Source organism: Peribacillus sp. N1, from assembly GCF_054600815.1.
This window is the reverse complement of sequence record NZ_BAAHZO010000006.1, coordinates 19,376-45,187: the sequence shown is the minus strand read 5'-3', so window position 1 is coordinate 45,187 and position 25,812 is coordinate 19,376. Positions and strand designations below refer to the sequence as shown.

Sequence of the window (25,812 nt, the reverse complement as noted above, 5' to 3'; positions counted from 1 at the left end):
GTGATTTATAAAATGAGGAGGATTATTCATGTCTATTGCTTCCGATACAATTACGGAAAAAAGCGGCTACAAGCTTCATGTGGTCCGGACGGATAAATATAAAACGAATACTCTCGTGCTGAAGATGAAAGCCCCGTTGACAAAAGAGGACGTTACATATCGTGCATTGCTGCCATATGTGTTACAAAGCAATACAAGTAAATATCCTACAACACCCGAGCTTCGATCTTATCTTGATGATTTATATGGAGCAGGGTTTTATGTCGATGTAGCTAAAAAAGGCGAATATCAAATCATAAGTTTTACTATCGATATCGTCAATGAAAAATTTCTTAGTGATTCAACCCCGCTTCTCGAAAAGGCTTTTGGGTTATTATCAGAGGTGATCTTTAATCCGAAGAAGAATGGCGAGGCCTTTGACTCTAAAACGGTTTCCAATGAAATCCGTTCTTTAAAACAGCGGATTCAATCCATTTCCGATGACAAAATGCGATATTCAGCTATACGCCTTGTAGAGGAAATGTGCAAAAACGAACCATATGCTTTAGAAGCGAGCGGTAATCTACAAGACTTGGAAACGATAACTCCTGAGTCCCTTTTCTCTTATTACAATAAAGTGCTGGCGGAGGATGAAATCGATTTATATGTAATCGGTGACATCGATGAATCGGAAGTGCAGGCTCTGGCTGACAAGTATGTTTCATTGCAAGAACGAGTGCCTGTGAGACTGCCCGGGAAGACGGGCAAGGTAGTGGAGAAGGAAAAAGAAATCATTGAGAATTCGGATGTGAAGCAAGGGAAATTGAATATCGGTTATCGAACCCAAGTTGACTACGGTGATCCGGATTATTATGCACTTCAGCTTTTCAATGGGATTTTTGGTGGCTTTTCACATTCAAAACTTTTCATCAATGTCCGGGAGAAAGCCAGCCTTGCTTATTATGCAGCTTCGAGGCTCGAAAGTCATAAAGGTCTATTGATGGTCATGGCCGGCATTGAAAATGCCAACTACAAGCAGGCATTGGATATCATTCATGCACAAATGAAGGAAATGAAGCAAGGGAATTTTTCCGAAGAAGAGCTCGCACAGACAAAGGCGGTCGTTAAGAATCAACTACTTGAAACCATTGACGTTTCGAGAGGGCTTGTGGAAATTTTATATCATAATGTGGTTTCCGGGCAGGATATATCACTCGACGAGTGGTTTGCAAACACAGAGCGGACGACAAAGGAAGAAATCATTGCAGTTGGTCAAAAGATTCAGCTTGATACGATTTATTTCCTAACGGAAGAGGAGGTGCAAGGGTAATGGAAAAAATAGCATTCACTCAATTGAAAGAAGAACTTTTCCATGAAAAAATGGATAATGGCCTTGAAGTGTATATTCTTCCGAAAAGTGGCTTCAATAAATCATTTGCCACTTTCACGACGAATTATGGTTCGATTGACAACCATTTCAAACCTTTGAATGAAACGGAATTCACTAAAGTACCTGATGGAATTGCCCATTTTCTTGAACATAAGCTTTTTGAAAAGGAAGATGGAGATGTTTTTCAGCAATTTTCAAAGCAGGGAGCATCTGCAAATGCCTTTACTTCTTTCACTCGTACAGCTTATTTATTTTCCAGTACGTCCGACTTCGGTAGGAATCTTACTACCTTAATCGACTTTGTCCAGGATCCTTATTTTTCGGAAAAGACGGTAGAGAAGGAAAAAGGAATCATTGGGCAGGAAATCAATATGTATGATGATAATTCGGACTGGCGATTATATTTTGGAACGATAGCCAATATGTATCATCAGCATCCCGTGAAAATCGATATTGCCGGTACTGTGGAATCCATTGCAGATATTACGAAGGATATGCTTTACGAATGTTATAATACGTTTTATCATCCTAGCAACATGCTCCTATTTGTTGTAGGACCGGTTGATGTCGAAAGCACCATGAAGCTGATCCGGGATAATCAAAATAATAAAGGATACAACGAACAACCTGAGGTGGAACGTAAGTTTGACCAAGAGCCTGAAATTGTTGCCAAGGACAAGGAAGTCTTAAGAATGAATGTCCAGACACCAAAAGTTATGCTGGGAATCAAGGCGACCAATGTCAATCAATCCGGTTCGCAGCTTTTGAAAAGGGAATTGGCAACCAATATTTATCTGGAAATGCTGTTCGGCAAAAGTTCACCTTTGCATGAGGAGCTATATGAGGAAGGGTTGATCGATCAAAGCTTCTCATATGATTATACACAGGAACAAGGTTTTGGATTTGCGTTAATTGGCGGGGATAGTGCTAAACCTGATGAGTTGACGGAGTCTTTATTTGGTATCCTGCAAAAATCAAAAGCCGGAACCGGCCTGAATGAAGAAAGCCTGCAAAGGACAATCAAGAAAAAAATCGGTTCTTTCCTTCGTTCTCTGAATTCGCCGGAATATATAGCAAATCAATTCACCAGATATGCATTCAATGATATGAACTTGTTCGATGTTGTATCAGTATTGGAAAAACTAACGATCGAAGATATCAGGGAGGTCGCCAAGGACTTAATATCCGATGAACGGATGACAGTCTGTCAGGTACTTCCTAAATAATATAAAGGGGGCTCGAATGTGGGGAAACGTTTTGCCCTTATTACTGGAGCCAGTGGAGGAATCGGCCGGGAAATAGCTATAAAGCTCGCCGAGGAAAATTATTCACTTTATTTACATTATAACAGCAATGAAGAAGCGATACTTGAATTGATTGAAGAACTGAAGCCCCATCAAGTCGAACTTATTCCGATTCAAGCGGATTTGGCTGCACCGGATGGATACAGGAAATTGGTGGAAAATATCTTTGCCCTCCATGCAATCGTCCTCAATAGTGGCAATAGCTATTATGGGCTAATATCTGACATGGATGAGAAAATCGTTAATGAAATGGTGCAGCTGCATGTAACGAGCCCTTTCCAATTAACAAAGGAACTGCTTCCAAAGCTTATGTACCAAGAACAGGCTGCCATCGTTGCGGTCACATCGATTTGGGGGCAGACAGGTGCATCCTGTGAAGTATTATATTCAATGGTCAAGGGCAGTCAAAATGCTTTTATCAAGGCGCTTAGCAAAGAAGTCTCACTTAATGGAATCCGGGTGAATGCCGTTGCCCCCGGAGCGATTTCCACTTCCATGCTCGAATCTTTCAGTGCAGAAGATCTGGAGATCATCAAAGGAGATATCCCGATGGGCAGGATGGGGCATTCCAAAGAAGTCGCGGAGGCCGTATACTATTTGCTTTCCGACAAGTCATCCTATATAACCGGGCAAATTTTAGGCGTAAATGGCGGATGGTACACATGATTTTTTTAAAGACATGTATAATTTCCTCGGTTCCTTCACAAAATATCTATGTACTATTTTGAAGGAAAGGGTGACCATTCATGTCTGTACTGGACAATTGGGATCAATGGAAAAACTTTTTAGGCGACAGATTACATCAAGGTGAACAACAAGGCTTGTCAGAAGGCGCTGTTAACAACTTGGCTTTCGAAATCGGTGATTACCTGGCTAATCAGGTTGAGCCCCAGAATGATCAAGAGAAAGTGCTTGCTGATCTTTGGTCAGTTGCAAGCGATCAAGAAAAACACGCTATGGCAAGTGTCATGGTCAAGTTAGTCGAGAACAATGGAACGAAGTAAAATATCCCTCCAAAGGCCCTGTTATTAAATAACAGGGCCTTTTGGATTTAAGTGGATGATTATTTATCCTCTTATATAAAAATGAATATTTTTCTAGGGTTTTTCCTTTTAACTTATCAAGAAATGCTATATTATAGAAGCTAGACAATTAATATAAAGTGTTCAGACCTTGAAATTTACGATGGATAAGTTTTTTGCCCCTGAGTAGGGTAAAAGCTTTTAGGCTTAAGGAGTGTTATCGTGGATAATAAAGAATGGTATTTTGAATATGAAATCCAAGTCAACCGTCCTGGTTTATTAGGGGATATTTCATCCCTTCTGGGGATGCTTTCCATTAATATCATCACCATTAACGGGGTCGATGAAGGCAGGCGTGGTTTACTTTTGTTGGCGAAAGACAGCCGTAATATAGAAAGATTCGAGTCAATTCTCCGTACGATGGATACGATAAAGGTCATTAAGCTGAGGGAACCTAAATTGCGTGATCGCCTCGCAGTCAGGCATGGACGTTATATTCAGCGCGATGCCGATGAGAAAAACACCTTTAGGTTTGTCCGTGATGAACTGGGCTTGCTTGTCGATTTCCTGGCCGAGCTGTTTAAACAGGAAGGGCATAAATTGATCGGGATACGAGGGATGCCTCGTGTCGGGAAAACTGAATCCATCGTAGCCTCGAGTGTATGTGCTAATAAGAGATGGTTGTTTGTGTCATCGACCCTTTTAAAGCAGACTATCCGCAGTCAGCTTATTGAGGATGAATATAATAATGATAATTTGTTCATTTTAGATGGAATTGTTTCCACTCGCCGTGCAAATGAGCGTCATTGGCAGTTGATTCGAGAAATAATGAGGCTTGATGCTGTCAAAGTAATCGAACATCCGGATGTTTTTGTCCAAAATACAGAGTATACCCTCGAAGACTTTGATTATATTATTGAATTGCGAAACAATCCTGAAGAAGAAATAACATATGAAGTTGTCGACCAAAAAGACCAGTTTTCAGGGTCCGATTTTGGTTCCTTTGACTTTTAAAATGGCAGGTGTTTTATTTGACTGAGTTAGGTAATCGATTAAAGGAAGCTAGGGAAGCCAAAGGCCTTAGCTTAGAAGATTTGCAGGAATTAACGAAGATCCAAAAGCGTTACCTTATAGGCATTGAAGAGGGAAATTACAGTATGATGCCTGGAAAGTTCTATGTACGGGCATTCATAAAGCAATATTGTGAAGCGGTCGGACTGGACTCAGAAGAGATTTTCGAACAATATAAAAGTGAAGTGCCATCAGTCTATAGCGAGGAATTGCCAGAACAGCTTTCAAGGGTCCAATCCCGGAAAACTATACCGGCAGGAGATTCAAAGGTTGTTGAAATGTTACCGAAGATCCTGGCTGTCGTTTTAGTAATTGGTGCGGCCGTTTTGATATGGGTACTGGTATCGAATTATATGAGTAACCCTGATAATGATGATAAAAAGAACGCTAAAGAGAATGAAGCTGTGGGCTACAATAAAAGTGATGGGTTTAACGAAGAAAAAGAGAATGCAGACAAAAAACAGGAAGAAAAATCTGAGTCATCTGATGAGAAGAATGAAGATGATGCAGTTGTCAAAGATGAAAAGAAAGAGCAAAAACTTGCCGTCACAAGTTCCAGCGGTAAAAATAGTACGTATGAATTAAAAAATACCGATACCTTTAAATTAAAGGTGACCTCAAAAGGCTCGCCATGGGTCGGCATAAAAAATGGTGAAGGTAAATTACTATTCCAGGGCACTATCGACAAGGACAAAAGCCAGGAAATTGATTTCACCAATGAAAAAGAAGCTGTCATCAATATAGGCAGAGCATATGAAACTGAGATTTATGTGAATGATGAGAAGCTGGAGTATTCCATTTCACCGACTGAAGTGAATACGCAATTGGTTACGATACAATTTACGAAAGCCGAATAGTCATCTTATAGATGACTATTTTTGCTCTATTTAATGGTAAGGCGACGGGGAAATGGATTACCCGGCATATAAGATTGGATTTTGAGTTAAATTATACATAAAAGCGTATTTTAGATCTAAGACGCAGGCCCGAATGGCAGGCGTAAATTTTGGAGGTAAAAGTTTTGAATCTGCCTAATAAGATTACAGTAGCAAGAATCTGTTTAATACCAGTATTTTTAATCATCATGCTCGTTCCTTTTTCATGGGGGACGCTGACTTGGGGAGAATACAGTTTGCCAGTGGCGCACTTAGCTGGAGCCATCCTCTTTATTATCGCTTCCACTACGGATTGGATCGATGGCCATTTTGCCAGAAAATATAATATGATTACTGATTTAGGGAAATTTTTAGATCCACTGGCTGATAAGCTTCTGGTTTCGGCTGCCTTAATCGTTTTGGTTGATCTAGATTTAATGTACGGTCAATCATGGATCGCCATCGTGATCATAAGTCGCGAGTTTGCAGTCACCGGATTGCGTTTGGTGCTAGCGGGTACAGGGGAAGTGGTTGCAGCGAACCAGCTTGGTAAAATAAAAACATGGGCACAAATTGTTTCTATTTCGGCTTTATTGCTGCATAACCTCCCATTTGCCTTAATTTCACTTCCATTTGCCAATATCGCATTGTGGATTGCATTAATCTTTACAATCTGGTCAGGCTTGGATTATTTTATAAAAAACAAAGAAGTATTTGTTAATTCAAAGTAAAAACGAATGGTGGTTTTGAAAAGATGGATGCAGAAATCATTGCAGTGGGCTCAGAGCTTCTTTTAGGACAAATCAATAACACTAATGGAAGGTTCTTATCGCAGCAGTTTGCGGAAATGGGGATCAACGTTTTTTACCATACTGTGGTCGGGGATAACGATCGCCGTTTACAACAAGCTATAGAAATCGCTGAATCTAGGGCGAACTTGATTGTCTTTACCGGTGGACTCGGTCCTACCAAAGATGATTTAACGAAAGAAACGATTGCTCGCCATATAGGGAAAAAGCTCGTTTTTAATGATGAAGCTTTGCATTCCATTGAAGCTTACTTCCAAAAACGGGAACGGCCGATGACGGAAAACAACAAAAAACAGGCCCTTGTCTTAGAAGGCAGTGAAGTGTTGGCAAACGATCATGGCATGGCACCGGGAATGGTCTTGTCCAAATCTGGGATTACATATATGCTTCTCCCTGGTCCGCCAAGTGAAATGGAGCCGATGTTTTTAAGTTATGGTTATGAAAAGATCATGAATAAACTGGAAAAGCATGAACGGATCGATTCCAAGGTTCTTCGGTTCTACGGTATAGGTGAAGCCGAACTGGAAACGGTGATTGAAGATCTTCTTGTCAATCAAACGAATCCGACAATTGCTCCGCTGGCAGCCGAAGGGGAAGTGACGTTAAGGATCACCGCTAAAGACTCTTCTAAAGAAAAATGCGAAGAGCTTATTTTAGAAGCGGAAAAAGAAATTCTTAGCAGGGTCGGTAAGTTCCACTATGGAAGTGATAATACTTCGCTAATAAAGGAACTTGTAAAAGAATTAACGGTCCGCAAGCTTTCAATTGCTGCAGCTGAAAGCTTGACCGGTGGGATGTTCCAAGAACAGCTGACAACCATACCGGGCGCGGGTAAAGTCTTCAAAGGCGGAATTGTCTGCTATACGAATGATGCGAAGTCGAACGTCCTTGGCGTCAGCGATGATACCATATCTGAGCATGGGGTGGTCAGCGGTGAGTGTGCAATGGAAATGGCCTCTAATGTCCGGAGCAAGCTCGATGCGGATGTAGGCATAAGCTTCACGGGTGTTGCAGGTCCGGATGAACAAGAAGGCAAGCCTGTAGGGACAGTATTCATTGGCATTTCCTATCGGGATGGAAACACTCATTTCAAGGAGTTGAATCTTTCCGGAAGCAGGGCGCAAAACCGGATTCGGAGTGTGAAGTACGGCTGTCATTACCTATTAAGGGATTTATAACGCTAAAAGCAGAGCTTTTTACAGCTCTGCTTTTTATTTGGTTTTAGAAGTTTGTTTCTTGAAAAATAGGGAAAAAAAGAAAAAAGTTAATTCAATGAAAATGTTTTTTTTAGGGAGCAAGTGAAAGGAAATGGAGATTTCCTTAAGATAAAACGCTTTTTTACAGAGAATGCCCCGAAAGAAAAAAACGAATGAATGTTCGACTTTTTGCTTGGCAAAATTGTAAAAAGAGTATATAGTAAAGATAGGTTTTGAGACAGGATGCAAACCTTGATCTCGAATAATTGCTAACGTAAGTACACCTTTAATCGGACAGCCGATTATTTGAATATAGAGGAGGAAATTGAGTGAGTGATCGTCAAGCGGCTTTAGATATGGCGTTAAAACAAATTGAAAAACAATTTGGTAAAGGTTCTATTATGAAACTTGGGGAACAGTCTGATCGTAGGATTTCAACGATTTCAAGCGGTTCTTTAGCATTGGACGTAGCATTGGGAGTGGGCGGATATCCAAGAGGCCGGGTCATTGAGATATATGGACCTGAAAGCTCAGGTAAAACGACTGTTGCATTACATGCTATTGCAGAAGTACAAAAGACTGGCGGCACGGCTGCATTCATTGATGCAGAGCATGCTTTAGATCCAGCATATTCAGAAAAACTTGGTGTAAATATAGATGATTTACTGCTTTCACAGCCTGATACGGGTGAACAGGCCTTGGAGATCGCTGAAGCATTAGTTCGAAGTGGAGCTGTAGATATCATTGTCATTGATTCGGTGGCAGCACTTGTTCCTAAAGCTGAAATCGAAGGCGAAATGGGAGATTCCCATATGGGTCTTCAAGCGCGGATGATGTCCCAGGCGCTTAGAAAACTGTCTGGTGCCATTAATAAATCAAATACCATTGCCATTTTCATTAACCAAGTCCGTGAAAAAATCGGTGTTATGTTTGGGAATCCAGAAACGACTCCAGGAGGCCGGGCATTGAAGTTCTATTCAACTGTTCGTCTGGAAGTGCGCCGTGCGGAACAATTAAAACAGGGTAATGAAATCGTCGGTAATAAAACGAAAATCAAAGTTGTAAAAAACAAGGTTGCTCCACCATTCCGTCAAGCAGAAGTTGACATCATGTATGGTCAAGGGATTTCCCAGGAAGGTGAAATCATCGATATGGGTGCAGATCTTGATATCGTCCTTAAAAGCGGCTCGTGGTATTCATACAATGAAGAGCGTGTTGGACAAGGCCGCGAAAATGCGAAGCTGTTCTTGAAAGAAAATCAGGATATCGCTCAGGAAATTTCTCAGAAAATCAGAGATCACTATAATCTCGATGGAGAGCATGAATTACCGCCAGAAGAAAATGAACCAGAAGAGCATTTTGAATTGCTTGATTAATGGTATTTGGAAAAGGCCTAAGCTTGTTCGCTTAGGCCTTTTCTATATATTTTGAGAAAAGTGTGAAATTTTCAGCGGAATAAATGGCATTGAAATAACTTTTCCATAAAGAATGCTGTACATTATGATGGTTGATATTGAGAAAACTTGAATAATCATTGATACATAAGGGACAAACGCTTGACAATAAAAATTCTCAACTATACAATTAATATGTATATTTTACAATTTTTCAAACTAAAATTTTGAAAATTAAGTGCTGTATATTGAATTTATGTGCAATGTACTTGCCGACAGTTCAACATTTTATGTAAAAAGTTCATAGCAAGGGGAGGTGAAACGATGGAACCCATGACAATCATCTTCACTTTGCTTGGCCTAATCGTCGGTGCAGTTGTTGGTTATTTTATTCACAAATCAAAATTTGAGAGTAAAATAGCAGGGGCAAAGGGCTCTGCTGAACACATCCTTGAGGATGCAAAACGTGAAGCGGAAGCACTTAAGAAAGAAGCCTTGTTGGAAGCAAAAGATGAAATTCATAAAGTTCGTGCCGATTCGGATCGGGAAGCCCGTGAAAGAAGGAACGAATTACAAAAACAAGAAAATCGGTTATTGCAAAGAGAAGAGAATCTGGACCGCAAGGATGAAACGTTAGACAAACGTGAAAGCCTTTTGGAGAAAAAAGAAGATTCTCTAAACCAAAGACAACAGCATATTGAAGAGATGGAAAGCAAAGTGGACGAGACGGTTCGTAAGCAGCAAACAGAGCTTGAACGTGTTTCCGGTTTAACTCGTGAAGAAGCTAAAGCAATCATTATAGACCGAATGGAAAACGAGCTTGCTCACGATGTAGCGCTTATGATTAAAGAAAGTGATACCCGTGCCAAAGAAGAAGCTGATAAAAAAGCAAAAGAAGTTCTTTCTCTTGCCATTCAGCGTTGTGCGGCTGATCATGTTGCAGAAACCACCGTTTCTGTAGTAAATCTTCCAAACGATGAAATGAAAGGACGGATAATCGGACGTGAAGGACGAAATATCCGGACGTTAGAAACGCTAACAGGTATTGACCTTATTATCGATGATACTCCTGAAGCTGTCATTTTATCTGGATTCGATCCAATTAGACGGGAAACGGCACGCTTGGCTCTTGAGAAACTTGTTCAGGACGGAAGGATCCATCCGGCCCGCATTGAAGAAATGGTTGACAAAGCAAGACGTGAGGTAGATGAACATATTCGTGAAATTGGTGAACAAACGACTTTTGAAGTTGGAGTTCACGGTCTCCATCCAGATCTCATCAAAATTTTAGGACGTTTGAAGTTCCGTACTAGTTATGGGCAAAACGTACTTAAACATTCAATTGAAGTGGCCCAGCTTTCAGGTTTACTGGCCGCTGAGCTTGGAGAGGATGAAGTTCTTGCCCGCCGTGCAGGTTTACTGCATGATATTGGGAAAGCGATTGATCATGAAGTGGAAGGCAGTCATGTTGAAATTGGCGTTGAATTAGCAACCAAATATAAAGAGCATCCAACTGTCATTAACAGCATCGCTTCACATCATGGCGATACTGAACCAACTTCCATCATTTCAGTGCTTGTGGCTGCCGCTGATGCATTATCAGCTGCAAGACCGGGAGCTAGAAGTGAAACGCTTGAAAATTACATTAGAAGACTTGAAAAACTTGAGGAAATTTCCGAATCCTATGATGGAGTGGAAAAATCATTTGCGATTCAAGCCGGACGAGAAGTGCGGATTCTAGTGAAACCAGAACAAATTGATGATCTTTCGGCCCATCGACTCGCACGTGATATCCGGAAAAGGATTGAAGAAGAGCTCGATTACCCTGGTCATATAAAAGTCACGGTCATCCGTGAAACAAGAGCAGTCGAATACGCTAAATAATCGTTAATGAAAAACGAAGTGGTGCAAACCACTTCGTTTTTTCTTTTTCGGATATTAATCGTTAAGCGTAACTCCTATAATTACCCCAAATTATGTTACAATACATACTTGAATAATTCATATAATTAGGTGAATCTAGAAAGGGTTTTACAATGAAATTGCTATTTATTGGAGATGTGGTGGGGTCTCCTGGTCGTGACATGATCAAAGAATACCTTCCTAAGTTAAAAGAAAAGTATCGTCCGCACATCACGGTCATCAATGGCGAGAATGCAGCAAGTGGCCGGGGGATTACAGAAAAGATTTACCGCAGTTTTTTAGAGTGGGGAGCACAAGCGGTGACCATGGGAAACCATACATGGGATAATCGTGATATCTTCAATTTTATTGATGAAGCGAAATATCTCGTCCGTCCAGCGAACTTTCCAGACGGGGCACCTGGAGAAGGAATGAAATTTTTAAAATTGAACCAGTATGAAATAGCGGTCATCAATTTGCAAGCGAGAACATTCATGCCGGATTTGGATTGTCCGTTCAAAAAAGCTGAAGAACTCGTGGCGGAGGCTCAAAAAAAGACACCAATCATCTTTGTCGATTTTCATGGAGAAGCTACAAGTGAGAAGCAGGCTATGGGGTGGTTCCTGGATGGGAGGGTTACAGCCGTTGTCGGTACACACACACACGTCCAGACAGCAGATAACCGTATATTGCCTGGAGGCACCGCTTACATATCAGATGTAGGCATGACAGGACCATATGATGGCATCCTTGGTATGGGAAGAGATGCAGTCATTCATCGGTTCCTAACTAGCCTTCCTGCTCGTTTTGAAGTGCCAAAAGAGGGCCGGACCCTATTAAGTGGGATACTCCTTGAAATTGATGATAAAACTGGCAAGGCTAAAAAAATAGAAAGGATTCTGATTAACGAAGATCACCCCTTTTATCATTGATTGGAACGGATGGACAGTCAAACTGGCCATCCTTTTTTCGATTCATTAATAAATGGTGGACAATCCCGGTTTTCTTTGTCATACAAGTTTTACTTGATGAATATAGTAGCAGTGGAAAGTGTTATAACTATTGAGCCAAGTTAGAATCGGCAGGGAAAACAAGGAGGACTAGGAATGGAAATATTAAAAGTTTCAGCAAAATCTAATCCTAATTCTGTAGCAGGCGCACTAGCGGGAGTGCTCAGGGAAAGAGGAGCAGCCGAAATTCAAGCAATCGGTGCAGGTGCGTTAAATCAAGCCGTCAAGGCAGTAGCAATCGCAAGAGGGTTTGTCGCACCTAGTGGAGTTGACTTGATTTGTATTCCTGCCTTTACAGATATACTTATTGATGGCGAAGAACGAACGGCAATAAAACTAATCATTGAACCAAGATAACTCCATGTTTGGATGCCCTGTTTGTCGGAAGGCGAGCAGGCTCTTTTTTGTCGTGAAATCCAAATGACGAAAAATCCATATCCCTTTATAATGGAATATAGAATCATTAAAAGACACAGGAAGGGGGATTACATTGACAATTTTTGATGCCCATTGTGATGTACTGATGAAGATGTTCATCGATCCGGATATTTCATTTGCAAATAGTGATAAATTACATATAACAAAGCGGGGATTATTGGATGAAGGGGGAAAGGTCCAATGTTTTGCAATATATATTCCTGAAAAAGTCCACCCTGATATGAGATTTCAAGCGGCTTTGGCGATGGTGGATATTTTTCATGAAAAGATTTTATCAGAGCCGGAAATGAAATTTATAAAGACCAAGGCAGACATCGAATCTTTAAAAGAAAAGGAAATAGGTGCAATGCTTACTTTGGAGGGGTGTGATTGCATCGGGAATGATTTGTTGAAACTGAAAACCCTCATTCATCTTGGCGTGTCCTCCGTAGGCCTAACTTGGAATTACGCCAACTTGGTAGCGGATGGGGCATTAGAAACAAGAGGGGGCGGCTTGACGGGGTTTGGAACCGAGGTGGTCGCGCAATTGAATGAGAAGTCGATTTGGTGCGATTTATCCCATTTATCCGAAGCGGGATTTTGGGACACCTTAAATTTGGCTAAATTCCCAATTGCCTCCCATTCGAATGCTTATCACCTTTGTCCGCATCCGCGAAATTTAAAAGACGGGCAGATAAAAGCCCTTTTACAGAAAAATGGGGTGATCGGCGTAACCTTTGTCCCGCAATTTCTGGCAAATGGTGAATCGGCTACGATAAAGGATATCCTGAAACATATTGAGCATATATGCAGTTTGGGAGGGGAAAGACAAATTGGATTAGGGTCTGACTTCGATGGAATCGATCATATGGTAGAAAATTTATTGTCATATTATGATTATCATAACTTAATAAATGAACTGAACAGGCTTTATTCCAGTGAGATTGTAAAAGGTCTCCTTTTTGATAATTTCACACGTAATTTTCCGCTTGGAAAGGAAATATCTTAAGTGATTTTCAATTCTTACTATAAAGATATGAATAAATATTCTGAAAATATAAAAAATAAAAGCAAAAAGGTTGCAATTTGATGATTTAACCGATAGAATTGAAAGCGTTTAGTACACCTTTCCTAAATTAGAACGATAATTTTACATAGTTGAATGTTCTGAAGAGAGGTGCGGTTAAATGCATTTATATACGAACGTCCTAAAGGAGTGTAAGACATGATCAATCAACTTTCATGGAAAGTTGGCGGACAACAAGGTGAAGGTATTGAAAGTACAGGAGAAATATTCTGTATTGCCCTCAATCGCTTAGGTTATTACTTGTATGGCTACCGTCATTTCTCATCCCGAATCAAGGGTGGACACACGAATAACAAAATTCGTGTAAGTACTACGGAAACTCGTGCTATCTCTGATGATTTAGACATCTTAGTTGCTTTTGACCAAGAAACAATTGACGTCAATTATAAAGAATTACATGAGGGTGGCATCATAATTGCAGATGCAAAATTCAAACCTGTCTGCCCAGAAGATACAAAGGCAGAATTATATATTGTTCCCTTTACGGAAATAGCAGCCGAATTAGGAACATCATTAATGAAAAATATGGTTGCCATCGGTGCGACATGTGCTGTTCTAGGCATGGAAATTTCCGTATTCAACGATGTGGTTGATGAAATATTCGGCCGTAAGGGTGAAGAAATCGTCAAGAAGAATATGGATGCCATTACTGCTGGCTATAAGGCAATGGAAGTGTTGCTTGGAGAAAAACTGGGCGCAATGGAGTTGGAAAAGGCAGACGGCCAAAAACGCATGTTCATGATTGGAAACGATGCTATCGCTTTAGGAGCAGTTGCAGGCGGTTGCCGCTTTATGGCAGCTTACCCGATTACTCCTGCCTCGGAAATTATGGAATACTTAATTAAAAAACTTCCTCAATTTGGAGGAACGGTCATCCAGACTGAAGATGAAATCGCGGCGGCTACAATGGCAATCGGTGCAAACTATGGCGGTGTACGTGCCATCACAGCTTCAGCTGGACCTGGACTTTCCTTGAAAATGGAAGCGATTGGTTTAGCGGGCATTACCGAAACGCCAATTGTCATCGTCGATACTCAACGTGGCGGTCCATCTACGGGTCTTCCTACAAAACAGGAGCAATCCGATTTAATGGCCATGATTTATGGTACACATGGTGAAATACCTAAAATCGTCATGGCTCCGAGTACTGTTGAGGAAGCTTTTTATGATACGGCGGAAGCTTTCAACCTTGCAGAGGAATATCAATGTCCAGTTATCGTTCTATCCGACTTACAGCTATCATTAGGTAAACAAACGGTTCAGCCGCTTGATTACGGCAAAGTGGAGATAAGACGCGGGAAATTGGTGGACTTTGAAATTGAAGAGGCTGAAGACAAATCTTACTTCAAGCGTTATGAAGTAACGGAAGACGGAGTCTCACCACGTGTAGTGCCTGGTATGAAAAATGGGATTCACCATGTTACAGGTGTTGAACATGATGAAACGGGCAGACCTTCCGAGACGGCTTTGAATCGTAAATTGCAAATGGATAAACGGATGCGTAAGCTGAATAATTTAACTAACACATTCCAAACACCAGTATACAAAAACACACCGCATGAAGAAGCGGATTTATTAATTCTTGGCTTTAACTCAACACGCGGGACGATTGATGAAGCGATCGGCCGGTTAGAAACGGATGGAATGAAAGTGAATCATGCGCAGATCCGTTTGATTCATCCTTTCCCAGCTGATGAAGTCCTATCATTGGTGCAAAGTGCTAAGAAAGTAGTAGTTATTGAAAATAATGCGACTGGACAATTGGCTAATATCATCAAGATGAATGTCGGACATGTTAATAAAATTAAAAGCATCCTAAAATATGATGGCAACCCATTCCTCCCGCATGAAATTCACACACAATGCAAGGAGATGTTCGAATATGGCAACGTTTAAAGAGTTTCGGAATGATGTAAAACCTAACTGGTGTCCTGGCTGTGGAGATTTCTCCGTTCAGGCTGCCATGCAGCGTGCGGCAGCCAATGTAGGATTGGAGCCGGAAAATTTGGCCGTTGTTTCCGGTATCGGCTGTTCAGGTCGTATATCCGGTTACATCAAGTCCTATGGTTTCCATGGTATCCATGGCCGCTCACTGCCAATTGCCCAAGGAGTAAAAATGGCCAACCGTGAATTGACCGTTATAGCTTCAGGCGGTGACGGAGATGGTTTTGCAATCGGGATGGGTCACACCATCCATGCGATCCGCCGTAATATCGACATTACGTATATTGTCATGGATAACCAAATTTATGGATTGACAAAAGGCCAGACTTCTCCTAGATCAGCTGCTGGATTTAAAACAAAATCCACTCCAGAAGGATCAATAGAACAGGCTGTTTCGCCTATGGAATTAGCATTGTCAGCTGGCGCTACGTTTGTCGCCCAAAGCTTTTCCACTGACTTGAAAGACTTGACGGCGATCATTGAAGCAGGGATAAACCATAAAGGGTTCTCCTTTATCAATGTTTTCTCTCCTTGTGTAACATATAATAAAATCAATACGTATGATTGGTTTAAACAAAACTTGACTAAATTGAACACGATTGAAGGCTATGATTCATCAAATAAAGAACAGGCCATGCAGACTTTGATGCAGCATGACAGCCTTGTAACAGGGATTATTTATCAAGACTCTTCACGCCCTTCGTACCAGGAATTAGTGCCAGGGTATGCTGAAAAAGCGTTAAATAAATCAGATCTGACACTGGATCAAGCGCACTTTGATAAGCTTGTTGCTGAATTTATGTAAAAAGTTAAAAGGTTCACCCCTAAAGATGGGGTGAACCTTTTTTTGTGATTAATTGGAAAGCTCAAGTGGAGAGAATCACTATACTCTCTAAATTAGCTTACCACCAACAGTTATTGAATCCACCGCCGAAGAAATTGCAACGATTCCTTCTACGACAACAATTGTGATGGCGGTCCCGATCACGGTCCCGATCACGGTCCCGATCGCGGTCCCGATCGCGGTCGCGATCGCGGTCGCGCCTATTACAGCCCCTCACAGCACGACAAAAATCGTCTGCGATTCTATCGTTATCTCTGTCCCGATCTCTATCCCGATCGCGGTCCCGATCATGATGATCGTGATTATTGCATCCACATGACATATAAGTCACTCCTTCATAATTTTGTCTTACAAGATATCTTATTCGAGAGCGGACAAGATGCTATAGAAACATGACCCATTTAACAAAAATGTACGAATGCCCTAAAAATCATCATTATTAATGTGAAAAGGTCGGTACAAAAGCGATTATGGTATTTTTTTATTTAGTTTTTCATATCTTTACATATTAAGGAAGATAAAAGTAGCAGCCCTAGTTCAGGGGGAGTGTACATGTTGAGAGGGAAAATGAAAGCCGTTGTCAAACACCACCGAGGTTATGGGGCTCAATTACAAAATGTCGATATTCCGGATATCCGTGATGACGAAGTATTGATTCGAGTGAAGATGACCTCGATATGTGGAACGGATATTCATATTTTCACCTGGGATGAATGGTCGCAGGGAAGAGTGAATCCACCATACGTATTTGGGCACGAATTTGCTGGGGAAGTAATCGAGATAGGAGCAAGTGTCAGCAATGTTTCGGTTGGTGATTGTGTATCTGCCGAGACACATATAGTTTGCGGTACATGCAGGCAGTGCTTAACCGGTCAATTCCATATTTGTAAAAAAACTAACATTATCGGTGTTGATAAACAAGGGTGCTTTGCAGAGTATATAGCTTTGCCCGCCAAAAATTTATGGAAAAATCCAAGTGATATGCCACTTGATATGGCTACCATACAAGAACCGATGGGCAATGCAGTCCATTCCGTGCTAGCTGGCGAGGTGCTGGGTAAAACGGTGGCAATAATCGGCTGTGGTCCAATCGGGCTGATGGCGATTGCTGTAGCAAAGGCCGCAGGTGCTGATAAAGTAATCGCTCTTGATATTAATGATTATCGACTTCAGCTGGCCAAAAAGATGGGTGCGACAGACCTCATTCATTCAATTAAACAGGATCCATTGAAAATCACGAAAAGCCTCACAAATGCCGATGGGGTGGATGTCGTTTGCGAAATGAGCGGTAATCCCGCTGCTATCCAACAAGGGTTTAAGATGGCGACAAATGGTGGTAGAATATCAATTCTAAGTCTGCCTTCTAAGCCCGTCACCCTTAATATAACGGAGGATATAGTATTCAAGGGCCTTACTGTCCAAGGAATAACAGGAAGGAAGATGTTTTCAACCTGGCAACAGGTTTCAAGCCTGCTTGAAAGTGGCAAGGTTGATGTAAAACCAATGATTACCCACCGTTTTCCACTAAGCGATTTTGAAAAGGGATTTGAACTGATGATCAAAGGTCAATGTGGTAAGGTGCTCCTGATACCTTAAACATCATCTTAAAAAGTGAAATTACAATGTTTGCATTTGAAAAATTTTGAAGGGGAAGGCGTCATCCACAAAATGATAAGAAGAGGCTAAGACGAAATTAGCCTCTTCTTTCCTGTTCTTATTTTCCGAATTTGTGAAAAATTTCTTACAATTCAAGAAGCCCTGACAGAATGATTGTTTCTTGCTGTTAAAAGCTTTATACTATAATAATGTGGATATATCACACTTAAAAGCAAATATTTACTGGTAATTCCTAAAAAGGAATCCGTATAAAACCATTAGAAGATAGGTCTTGAAATAGTTGGTGAAAGAAATAAACTAACTATTTTGAAAGGAGATTAACTATGAACGAGAAACAACGATTAGAATCACAACAAGTACAGGCTGAGAATCCAGCGGACAAAAAATCCGAAAAGGACTTCAGTAAATACTTTCAAGCCGTTTATATTCCGCCTTCCTTAAAAGATGCGAAAAAGCGAGGAAAAGAAGAAGTAGAATATCATGATGACTTTGCCATTCCTGAAGGTTTCCGTGGAATGGGAGAAGGTAAAAAGTTTTACATTCGTACTTATGGCTGTCAAATGAACGAACATGATACAGAAGTCATGGCGGGCATCTTTATGGCACTTGGTTATCGGCCGACAGACACCGTGGATGATGCTAACGTCATTTTACTTAACACTTGTGCGATTCGGGAAGGCGCAGAGAATAAAGTGTTCGGTGAATTGGGGCATTTAAAATCATTGAAATTGGAAAAGCCGGATCTATTGCTTGGGGTTTGCGGTTGTATGTCACAAGAGGAGTCAGTTGTAAAGCGGATCCTAGAGAAGCACCATTTTGTAGATATGATTTTCGGAACGCATAACATCCACCGTCTGCCGCAAATTCTTAATGAAGCTTATCTTTCCAAGGAAATGGTCATTGAGGTTTGGTCTAAAGAAGGTGATGTAATCGAGAACCTTCCGAAAGTGCGTAAAGGAAAAACGAAGGCATGGGTCAATATCATGTATGGCTGCGATAAGTTTTGTACATACTGCATCGTACCGTACACAAGAGGAAAAGAAAGAAGCCGCAGGCCTGGAGATATTATACAGGAGGTCCGTCATTTAGCTGCACAGGGTTACAAGGAAATAACTCTGCTTGGGCAGAATGTGAATGCTTATGGTAAAGATTTTACGGATATCGAATACCGTTTCGGTGATTTGATGGATGAAATCCGCAAAATCGATATTCCGCGTATTCGTTTTACGACAAGTCATCCCCGTGATTTCGATGATCACTTGATTGAAGTATTGGCTAAGGGCGGTAATCTCGTTGACCATATTCATCTTCCAGTTCAATCGGGTAGTACGGACACACTTAAAATCATGGCCCGTAAATATACACGTGAACAATATTTAGAGCTAGTAAAAAAAATCAAGGAAGCTATCCCAAGTGTATCGCTAACCACTGACATCATTGTAGGTTATCCGAATGAAACGGAAGAGCACTTTGAAGAAACGATGTCCTTATACCGTGAAGTTGGTTTCGATGCAGCATATACTTACATCTATTCACCACGTGAGGGAACACCGGCTGCGAAAATGCAGGATAATGTACCGATGGAAGTGAAAAAGGAACGTCTGCAACGCTTGAACGCCCTTGTCAATGAAACGTGTGCATTGAAAATGAAGGAGTATGATGGGCAGATTGTTGAAGTGCTCGTTGAAGGCGAAAGCAAGAAGAATGCGGAAGTATTAGCAGGTTATACAACGAAAAATAAGCTCGTGAACTTCAAAGGACCAAAATCCGCTATTGGCCAAATCGTAAAAGTGAAAATCACCGGAACGAAAACATGGTCACTGAATGGGGATATGGTTGAAGAAGCAACGGCGATTGAGGTGGAGTAATATGACGAAATATACTAAAGATGACATTCTGAACAAAGCTGCCGAGCTTGCTGAAATGATCGCAAGCACGGAAGAAGTCGATTTCTTTAAACGGGCAGAAGCACACATCAATGAAAACCAAAAAATCCGTGAAATGATCGCCAGTATCAAGAGCTTACAAAAACAGGCAGTAAACTTCCAGCATTACGGCAAAGAAAAAGCATACAGTCAAGTTCAGGCCAAGATTGATGCACTGGAAAAACAATTGGATGAACTTCCGATCGTGCAAGAATTCAAACAATCCCAAGTGGATGTAAATGACCTTTTACAAATGGTTTCATCACAGGTATCGAATAAGGTGACGGACCTGATTATTGAATCGACTGAGGGAGACGTCCTTCGCGGTGAGACAGGTTCAAAGGTACAAGCAGGCGGCGGAAGCTGTTCATAAATAATAAAAAAGCCCTTCTGATTTCAGAAGGGCTTTTTTAGATGCGGAAATCCTTATACAGTGCCCATTCGTGACACATATCCCAAAACATGCGCATAAAATAACCTAGGTTTAAAACATTACAGCAGTTTTCAAACAATTAAAATTCTACGCACACTAGACTTTTACCACGCATAGGATGAATGGAAACTGTATGAGGAGGGTTCGCTAGCATGTCACAATATAGAGAGATAATTACTAAAGCGGTGGTGGCAAAAGGACGCAAATTCACAAAGTCCTCTCACACCATTTGCCCGGCTCATCATCCTTCTAGCATTCTAGGTTGTTGGATCATCAACCATAAATACGATGCAAAGAAAGTCGGCAAAAAGGTAGAAATTCACGGCAGCTACGAAATCAACGTCTGGTATTCCTATAACCAAAATTCAAAAACGGAAGTTGTAACTGAAAAAGTGCAATATACCGACGTTATTTCGTTGAAATACCGTGATCCCGATTGTCTTGATGACCATGAAATCGTTGCAAAAGCTGTCCAACAGCCGAATTGTTTAGAAGCTTGCATCTCCCCATGTGGACAAAAAATCATTGTCCATGTGGAAAGGGAATTCTTTGTGGAAGTCGTCGGCGAAACGAAAATTTGTGTCGCTGTAAGTCCAGATGGCCGCTGTGAGGATGACTGGGGCTCTGATTTCGATGATGAGGATTTCGAAGATTTAGATCCGGATTTCCTTGATGAATTCGAAGATGAATAGAATATAGAAATTAATACCGGATGACATTCCCTTCATCCGGTCTTATTTAATTTGAAGCGGGACAAGTCCTTGCAGGGCTGGGAATGAGAAAAAAATAGGAATGCAATGTTACTATATCCGTGCGTAAGGCTTTGCAGATACAGCTAGCTCACAATTTAAAGGATAATTGATTTACCATGCAATTTCGAATACAGGCAATGTTGCTTTCCCGTATGTTATAATGAAGGACATAAATGTGTAATAGATTATAGTTTGGAAAGGTTTTGAAGGAATGGCTGGATATACTCCAATGATACAGCAATATTTAAAAATTAAGGCAGAGTATCAGGATGCCTTTTTATTTTTTCGTTTAGGCGATTTTTATGAAATGTTTTTTGACGATGCTCTGAATGCATCTCAAGAGCTCGAAATCACATTAACAAGCCGAGAAGGCGGTAGTGAAGAGCGAATTCCGATGTGCGGCATTCCGTATCACTCGGCTGCTAATTATATTGATATATTGATAGAAAAAGGTTTTAAAGTAGCTATTTGTGAACAAACCGAAGATCCGAAGCAAGCAAAAGGCGTGGTACGCAGGGAAGTTGTCCAGCTGATTACTCCGGGAACGAAAATGGATAGTAAGGGTCTTCGTGAAAAGGAAAATAATTATATTGCCACGATCACTTATTTCACTGATGGTCAGTTTGGCTTTGGATACAATGATTTATCGACAGGGGAAAATAAGGTCACATTGATTGAGAGTTTCGAGGAAGTTCTGAATGAATTTGCCATCCTCGGTGCGAGTGAAGTGGTCATTGCCGAGGATTTCAATGAAGAATGGAAAAAAAAGCTGCAAGAACGGGGCGCTGCCGCTCTATCCCTAGAGAATAATTCGGATCAAAGCGAGTCATTCGTTGCACTGCTTCATTTGTTAAAAGACCAGAAACTGGCGACAACGACTTCACGCTTATTGAATTATCTATACCGTACCCAAAAACGCAGCCTGGATCATTTACAGCCAGTGCTTGCATATGAAACATCTCAATATATGAAAATTGATTATTATAGCAAACGTAATTTGGAATTAACTGAAACCATTCGTTCCAAAGGTAAAAAAGGCTCATTATTATGGCTGCTTGATGAAACGAAAACAGCCATGGGCGGAAGAATGTTGAAACAATGGATTGATAGACCGCTCATTAATAAAAAACAGATCGAGCGGAGACAAAGCCTTGTTGAAACCCTAAAAAATCAATACTTCGAACGGCAGGACTTACGTGAACGCCTGAAGGAAGTGTACGATTTGGAGCGACTTGCCGGAAGGGTGGCCTTCGGTAATGTAAATGCTCGGGACTTGATTCAACTGAAACGTTCATTGCAACAGGTGCCGATCATTCGTGAAATCGTGAAGTCAATGGCTTCAAATCAGGATATTTCAATTCTGGCCGATAAATTGGATCCTTGCGAAGAAGTGACGGATTTGCTTGAAACGGCGCTTGTAGAAAACCCGCCATTGTCCGTGAAGGAAGGAAATATCATTCAGGACGGTTTCCATAAGGAGCTGGATACATACAGGGATGCCAGCAGAAACGGGAAAACTTGGATTGCACAGCTTGAACGGGAAGAGCGGGAACGCACAGGGATCAAATCTTTGAAAATCGGATATAATCGTGTTTTTGGCTATTATATTGAAGTCACACGAGCCAATTTGCATCTGCTTGAAGAAGGCCGTTATGAACGGAAGCAAACTTTAACGAATGCCGAACGGTATATCACACCTGAGTTGAAAGAGAAGGAAGCTTTGATTTTACAAGCAGAGGAAAAAAGCATCAGTTTGGAATATGACCTATTCCTCAATCTTCGTGAAGAGGTCAAAAGCTATATCCCGCGCTTACAGGATTTAGCGAAAGGTGTCAGTGAACTGGATGTCTTGCAGTGCTTTGCGACGATTAGCGAAGAACGCCATTATGTGAAGCCTGTCTTTTCTGATGATCGAAGAATCGTACTGAAGGAAGGCCGACATCCAGTGGTCGAGAAAGTCCTTCAATCACAGGAGTATGTCCCAAATGACTGCTTCATGGATGGAGACCGGGAGTTACTCTTGATCACAGGGCCCAATATGTCGGGTAAAAGTACGTATATGCGTCAGATAGCGCTAACATCGATTCTAGCGCAAATTGGATGCTTCGTATCCGCAAGTATAGCTGAATTGCCTATTTTTGATAAGGTATTTACTAGGATCGGCGCGGCAGATGATTTGATTTCCGGTCAAAGTACATTCATGGTCGAGATGCTTGAAGCAAGAAATGCCATCATGAATGCGACAGAAAACAGTTTGATATTATTTGATGAGATCGGGCGGGGAACATCAACTTACGATGGGATGGCGCTTGCCCAGGCCATAATTGAATATATTCATGAGGAAATTGGGGCAAAGACTCTCTTTTCGACTCATTATCACGAATTGACAGTGCTGGCAGCGGAACTGCCAAAATTGAACAATATCCATGTCAGTGCCATTGAGCAAAATGGAAATGTCGTTTTCCTTCATAAAATTAAAGAAGGTCCAGCAGATAAAAGCTATGGAATTCACGTGGCAAAGCTAGCTGATTTACCGGAGCAGTTAATAGATCGGGCGGCCGCCATTTTAGCGCAGCTGGAAAATGAAAATGGACAGGCAAAGGCGATGCCTGAACAGGCTGCTTCTGTAAAAGCACCTATTGCCGGAGTAGCCCCGGTGACATCCATCAATGAGGCACAGCTTTCCTTCTTTGGGGAAGAGGCTCCTAAAGGAAAAGTGAATTCCTCGCCTAAGGAAAAAAAGGTGCTCGATGACATAAAATCACTGGATATCCTTGAAATGACGCCGCTTGAGGCGATGAATACCCTTTATAAATTACAAAAGAAACTTAAATGAGATAATAAAGCGAGGCGATAAAAATGGGGAAAATCAAACAGCTCGACGAGGCTTTATCTAATAAAATCGCAGCTGGCGAAGTTGTTGAACGCCCAGCCTCAGTCGTTAAGGAACTTGTGGAAAACGCAATAGATGCAAACAGTACCATTATAGAGATTGAATTGGTGGAGGCTGGACTTGGTTCCATCAGGATCGTGGATAATGGCGATGGGATTTTGGCTGATGACATAGAGGCGGCATTTAAACGTCACGCCACAAGTAAAATAAAAGATGAAAATGATCTCTTCCGAATCCGAACACTCGGCTTCCGCGGTGAAGCAATGCCCAGTATTGCTTCAGTTTCCCGTTTTGAAATGAAAAGCAGCACTGGCGAAGGTGTAGGAACGCGCATACTTCTTGAAGGCGGTATGGTTAAGGAACTCGAGGCTTCATCCAGCCGTAAAGGAACGGATATCCTTGTTTCCGATTTGTTTTACAATACTCCTGCAAGGTTGAAATATATGAAAACCATTCATACCGAGTTAGGAAATATTACGGATGTCGCTAACAGGCTCGCACTTTCGCACCCGGATGTTTCAATACGGTTAACACACAATGAGAAGCGTATCCTGCACACGAATGGTAACGGCGATGTCAGGCAGGTGCTAGCCGCTATCTATGGGACGAATATTGCCAAAAAGATGATTCCGGTTCAGGCAAGCTCCCTGGACTTCAAATTATCCGGATATATCGTCATGCCCGAAGTCACCCGGGCTTCAAGGAATTATATTTCGACCATGATAAACGGCCGCTTCATTAAAAACTATGCGCTCGTGAAAGCAATCCTGGATGGTTACCATACACTTCTACCAATTGGGCGTTTTCCAATTGCTTTGTTGAATATTGAAATGGACCCGATTCTTGTCGATGTCAATGTACATCCGTCCAAAATGGAGGTAAGACTAAGCAAGGAACAGGAATTGTTCAGTCTTGTATCGGAAACGATTAAATCTTCGTTTAAAAAGATGTCTCTAATTCCAAGTGGATATACACCTACACCAAAGCCGGAACAGGCGAAAAGTGAGCAAACTACGCTGGAATTGGACCATGTTGTGGAAAGCGGCAAGCGGGTCCTTGAAGAAGCCAAGAAAGAAGCTTCACTCTTGAAGGATACCTTGATTCGGGAAAAGCAGGAACAAAAGAGTTATGTGGATCATGAAGATTTCAATTTTGAACCAATAAAGGAAATAATCTATAGCAATGAACAGCAGCAAATGGAAGATGTCTATGTACCGGTCTTACAAGATGATGAAAGCAAACCATATTTCGAGTCAGCTGAAAAGTATACAACCTACACTGTCGAACAAGAGGAAGAAATCGAGGCGAATGAACAGGCTAACCGCATCCCTCCCATGTACCCGATTGGGCAAATGCATGGAACATATATTTTCGCTCAAAACGAAAAAGGTTTATATATCATAGACCAGCATGCTGCCCAGGAACGGATTAAATACGAATATTTTAAAGAGAAGGTCGGACGTGTTGAAAACGAGCTGCAGGACATGCTGGTTCCCATCACCCTTGAATTTTCAACAGACCAATGTATTCGGATAAATGAATATCGGCATGAGTTGGAAAAAGTCGGCGTCTATTTAGAGGAGTTTGGCTACAATGCCTATATTGTCCGATCGCATCCACAATGGTTCCCTAAAGGAATTGAACAGGAAATCCTTGAAGAAATGATTGAACAATTGCTCTCGATGAAAAAGGTCGACATCAAGAAATTGCGTGAAGAAGCAGCTATCATGATGAGCTGTAAAGCCTCCATAAAGGCAAACCGTCATCTGCGCAATGATGAAATCCAAGCACTTTTGGATGAACTAAGGCGCACAACCGATCCCTTCACATGCCCTCATGGAAGGCCTATCATCATCTCTTATTCCATTTATGAAATGGAGAAAATGTTCAAGCGGATCATGTAATTAAAAGCAATGGAGAACCCTTATGTAATGGGATTCTCCATTGC

General features: G+C 41.4%; 21 protein-coding genes. All 21 read left to right on the top strand.

Annotated elements, in window-relative coordinates:
• Positions 1-28: 28 nt before the first annotated feature.
• The 21 genes from yfmF (at position 29) to mutL (ending at position 25,768) form a co-directional block, all read left to right on the top strand.
• Positions 29-1,309: an EF-P 5-aminopentanol modification-associated protein YfmF gene (gene yfmF, locus ACYP5M_RS20975; RefSeq protein ID WP_434169095.1), complete on the top strand. Its 1,281-nt coding sequence runs from the start codon at positions 29-31 to the stop codon at positions 1,307-1,309.
• Entirely contained in the window at positions 1,309-2,595 is a 1,287-nt protein-coding gene (gene yfmH / locus ACYP5M_RS20970; RefSeq protein WP_434169096.1) for an EF-P 5-aminopentanol modification-associated protein YfmH, read from the top strand. The genes yfmF and yfmH overlap by 1 nt, the downstream gene beginning before the upstream one ends.
• An 18-nt stretch (positions 2,596-2,613) precedes the next feature.
• Positions 2,614-3,339 carry an elongation factor P 5-aminopentanone reductase gene (gene ymfI, locus ACYP5M_RS20965; protein WP_459735491.1) on the top strand — a complete coding sequence of 242 codons (726 nt, stop codon included), beginning with the start codon at positions 2,614-2,616 and terminating at the stop codon, positions 3,337-3,339.
• Between the two features lie 80 nt (positions 3,340-3,419).
• Positions 3,420-3,677, top strand: coding sequence for a DUF3243 domain-containing protein (locus ACYP5M_RS20960; RefSeq protein WP_101224701.1), 258 nt, complete (start codon positions 3,420-3,422; stop codon positions 3,675-3,677).
• A gap of 240 nt (positions 3,678-3,917) precedes the next feature.
• The gene (locus ACYP5M_RS20955) at positions 3,918-4,709 is read left to right on the top strand and encodes a DUF3388 domain-containing protein (protein WP_034313530.1); all 792 of its coding nucleotides are present in this window, start codon (positions 3,918-3,920) and stop codon (positions 4,707-4,709) included.
• Between the two features lie 8 nt (positions 4,710-4,717).
• Positions 4,718-5,623, top strand: coding sequence for a helix-turn-helix domain-containing protein (locus ACYP5M_RS20950; protein WP_232782996.1), 906 nt, complete (start codon positions 4,718-4,720; stop codon positions 5,621-5,623).
• Positions 5,624-5,787: 164 nt separating this feature from the next.
• Positions 5,788-6,372: a CDP-diacylglycerol--glycerol-3-phosphate 3-phosphatidyltransferase gene (gene pgsA / locus ACYP5M_RS20945; RefSeq protein WP_034313524.1), complete on the top strand. Its 585-nt coding sequence runs from the start codon at positions 5,788-5,790 to the stop codon at positions 6,370-6,372.
• Between the two features lie 23 nt (positions 6,373-6,395).
• Entirely contained in the window at positions 6,396-7,628 is a 1,233-nt protein-coding gene (locus ACYP5M_RS20940) for a competence/damage-inducible protein A (protein WP_101224703.1), read from the top strand.
• A gap of 347 nt (positions 7,629-7,975) precedes the next feature.
• Positions 7,976-9,022 (top strand): recombinase RecA, encoded by a 1,047-nt coding sequence (gene recA, locus ACYP5M_RS20935; protein WP_101224704.1) that lies wholly within the window; start codon positions 7,976-7,978, stop codon positions 9,020-9,022.
• A gap of 342 nt (positions 9,023-9,364) precedes the next feature.
• Positions 9,365-10,924: a ribonuclease Y gene (rny, locus tag ACYP5M_RS20930; RefSeq protein WP_063231807.1), complete on the top strand. Its 1,560-nt coding sequence runs from the start codon at positions 9,365-9,367 to the stop codon at positions 10,922-10,924.
• Positions 10,925-11,076: 152 nt separating this feature from the next.
• A complete protein-coding gene (locus ACYP5M_RS20925; protein ID WP_459735490.1) occupies positions 11,077-11,874 on the top strand; it encodes a TIGR00282 family metallophosphoesterase in 798 nt (265 codons plus the stop codon).
• Between the two features lie 174 nt (positions 11,875-12,048).
• Positions 12,049-12,309 (top strand): stage V sporulation protein SpoVS, encoded by a 261-nt coding sequence (spoVS, locus tag ACYP5M_RS20920; RefSeq protein WP_029281188.1) that lies wholly within the window; start codon positions 12,049-12,051, stop codon positions 12,307-12,309.
• Positions 12,310-12,442: 133 nt separating this feature from the next.
• Positions 12,443-13,378 carry a dipeptidase gene (locus tag ACYP5M_RS20915; RefSeq protein ID WP_459735489.1) on the top strand — a complete coding sequence of 312 codons (936 nt, stop codon included), beginning with the start codon at positions 12,443-12,445 and terminating at the stop codon, positions 13,376-13,378.
• A 216-nt stretch (positions 13,379-13,594) separates the two neighbouring features.
• Positions 13,595-15,352: a 2-oxoacid:acceptor oxidoreductase subunit alpha gene (locus tag ACYP5M_RS20910; protein WP_101224707.1), complete on the top strand. Its 1,758-nt coding sequence runs from the start codon at positions 13,595-13,597 to the stop codon at positions 15,350-15,352.
• Complete coding sequence (locus tag ACYP5M_RS20905) at positions 15,339-16,205, top strand: 2-oxoacid:ferredoxin oxidoreductase subunit beta (protein ID WP_057278380.1); 867 nt, start codon at positions 15,339-15,341, stop codon at positions 16,203-16,205. Before ACYP5M_RS20910 ends, ACYP5M_RS20905 begins: the two co-directional genes overlap by 14 nt.
• 594 nt (positions 16,206-16,799) lie before the next feature.
• Positions 16,800-17,840, top strand: coding sequence for an L-threonine 3-dehydrogenase (tdh, locus tag ACYP5M_RS20900; RefSeq protein WP_459735539.1), 1,041 nt, complete (start codon positions 16,800-16,802; stop codon positions 17,838-17,840).
• Between the two features lie 344 nt (positions 17,841-18,184).
• Complete coding sequence (miaB, locus tag ACYP5M_RS20895; protein ID WP_101224708.1) at positions 18,185-19,729, top strand: tRNA (N6-isopentenyl adenosine(37)-C2)-methylthiotransferase MiaB; 1,545 nt, start codon at positions 18,185-18,187, stop codon at positions 19,727-19,729.
• A gap of 1 nt (position 19,730) precedes the next feature.
• Entirely contained in the window at positions 19,731-20,159 is a 429-nt protein-coding gene (locus ACYP5M_RS20890) for a YlbF/YmcA family competence regulator (RefSeq protein WP_101224709.1), read from the top strand.
• 212 nt (positions 20,160-20,371) lie between these two features.
• Positions 20,372-20,911, top strand: a complete 540-nt coding sequence (locus ACYP5M_RS20885; protein ID WP_034313495.1) for an outer spore coat protein CotE — start codon at positions 20,372-20,374, stop codon at positions 20,909-20,911.
• 271 nt (positions 20,912-21,182) lie between these two features.
• Positions 21,183-23,807, top strand: coding sequence for a DNA mismatch repair protein MutS (mutS, locus tag ACYP5M_RS20880; protein WP_459735488.1), 2,625 nt, complete (start codon positions 21,183-21,185; stop codon positions 23,805-23,807).
• 23 nt (positions 23,808-23,830) lie between these two features.
• Positions 23,831-25,768 (top strand): DNA mismatch repair endonuclease MutL, encoded by a 1,938-nt coding sequence (mutL, locus tag ACYP5M_RS20875; protein ID WP_434169100.1) that lies wholly within the window; start codon positions 23,831-23,833, stop codon positions 25,766-25,768.
• The last annotated feature ends 44 nt before the right edge of the window (positions 25,769-25,812 follow it).

Excerpts from the sequence above, each read along its gene's own strand:
- yfmF (WP_434169095.1), top strand. The coding sequence starts at position 29 with ATGTCTATTGCTTCCGATACAATTACGGAAAAAAGCGGCTACAAGCTT.
- yfmH (WP_434169096.1), top strand. The coding sequence starts at position 1,309 with ATGGAAAAAATAGCATTCACTCAATTGAAAGAAGAACTTTTCCATGAA.
- ACYP5M_RS20960 (WP_101224701.1), top strand. The coding sequence starts at position 3,420 with ATGTCTGTACTGGACAATTGGGATCAATGGAAAAACTTTTTAGGCGAC.
- ACYP5M_RS20940 (WP_101224703.1), top strand. The coding sequence starts at position 6,396 with ATGGATGCAGAAATCATTGCAGTGGGCTCAGAGCTTCTTTTAGGACAA.
- rny (WP_063231807.1), top strand. The coding sequence starts at position 9,365 with ATGGAACCCATGACAATCATCTTCACTTTGCTTGGCCTAATCGTCGGT.
- ACYP5M_RS20925 (WP_459735490.1), top strand. The coding sequence starts at position 11,077 with ATGAAATTGCTATTTATTGGAGATGTGGTGGGGTCTCCTGGTCGTGAC.
- spoVS (WP_029281188.1), top strand. The coding sequence starts at position 12,049 with ATGGAAATATTAAAAGTTTCAGCAAAATCTAATCCTAATTCTGTAGCA.
- ACYP5M_RS20910 (WP_101224707.1), top strand. The coding sequence starts at position 13,595 with ATGATCAATCAACTTTCATGGAAAGTTGGCGGACAACAAGGTGAAGGT.
- ACYP5M_RS20905 (WP_057278380.1), top strand. The coding sequence starts at position 15,339 with ATGGCAACGTTTAAAGAGTTTCGGAATGATGTAAAACCTAACTGGTGT.
- miaB (WP_101224708.1), top strand. The coding sequence starts at position 18,185 with ATGAACGAGAAACAACGATTAGAATCACAACAAGTACAGGCTGAGAAT.
- ACYP5M_RS20890 (WP_101224709.1), top strand. The coding sequence starts at position 19,731 with ATGACGAAATATACTAAAGATGACATTCTGAACAAAGCTGCCGAGCTT.
- ACYP5M_RS20885 (WP_034313495.1), top strand. The coding sequence starts at position 20,372 with ATGTCACAATATAGAGAGATAATTACTAAAGCGGTGGTGGCAAAAGGA.
- mutS (WP_459735488.1), top strand. The coding sequence starts at position 21,183 with ATGGCTGGATATACTCCAATGATACAGCAATATTTAAAAATTAAGGCA.
- mutL (WP_434169100.1), top strand. The coding sequence starts at position 23,831 with ATGGGGAAAATCAAACAGCTCGACGAGGCTTTATCTAATAAAATCGCA.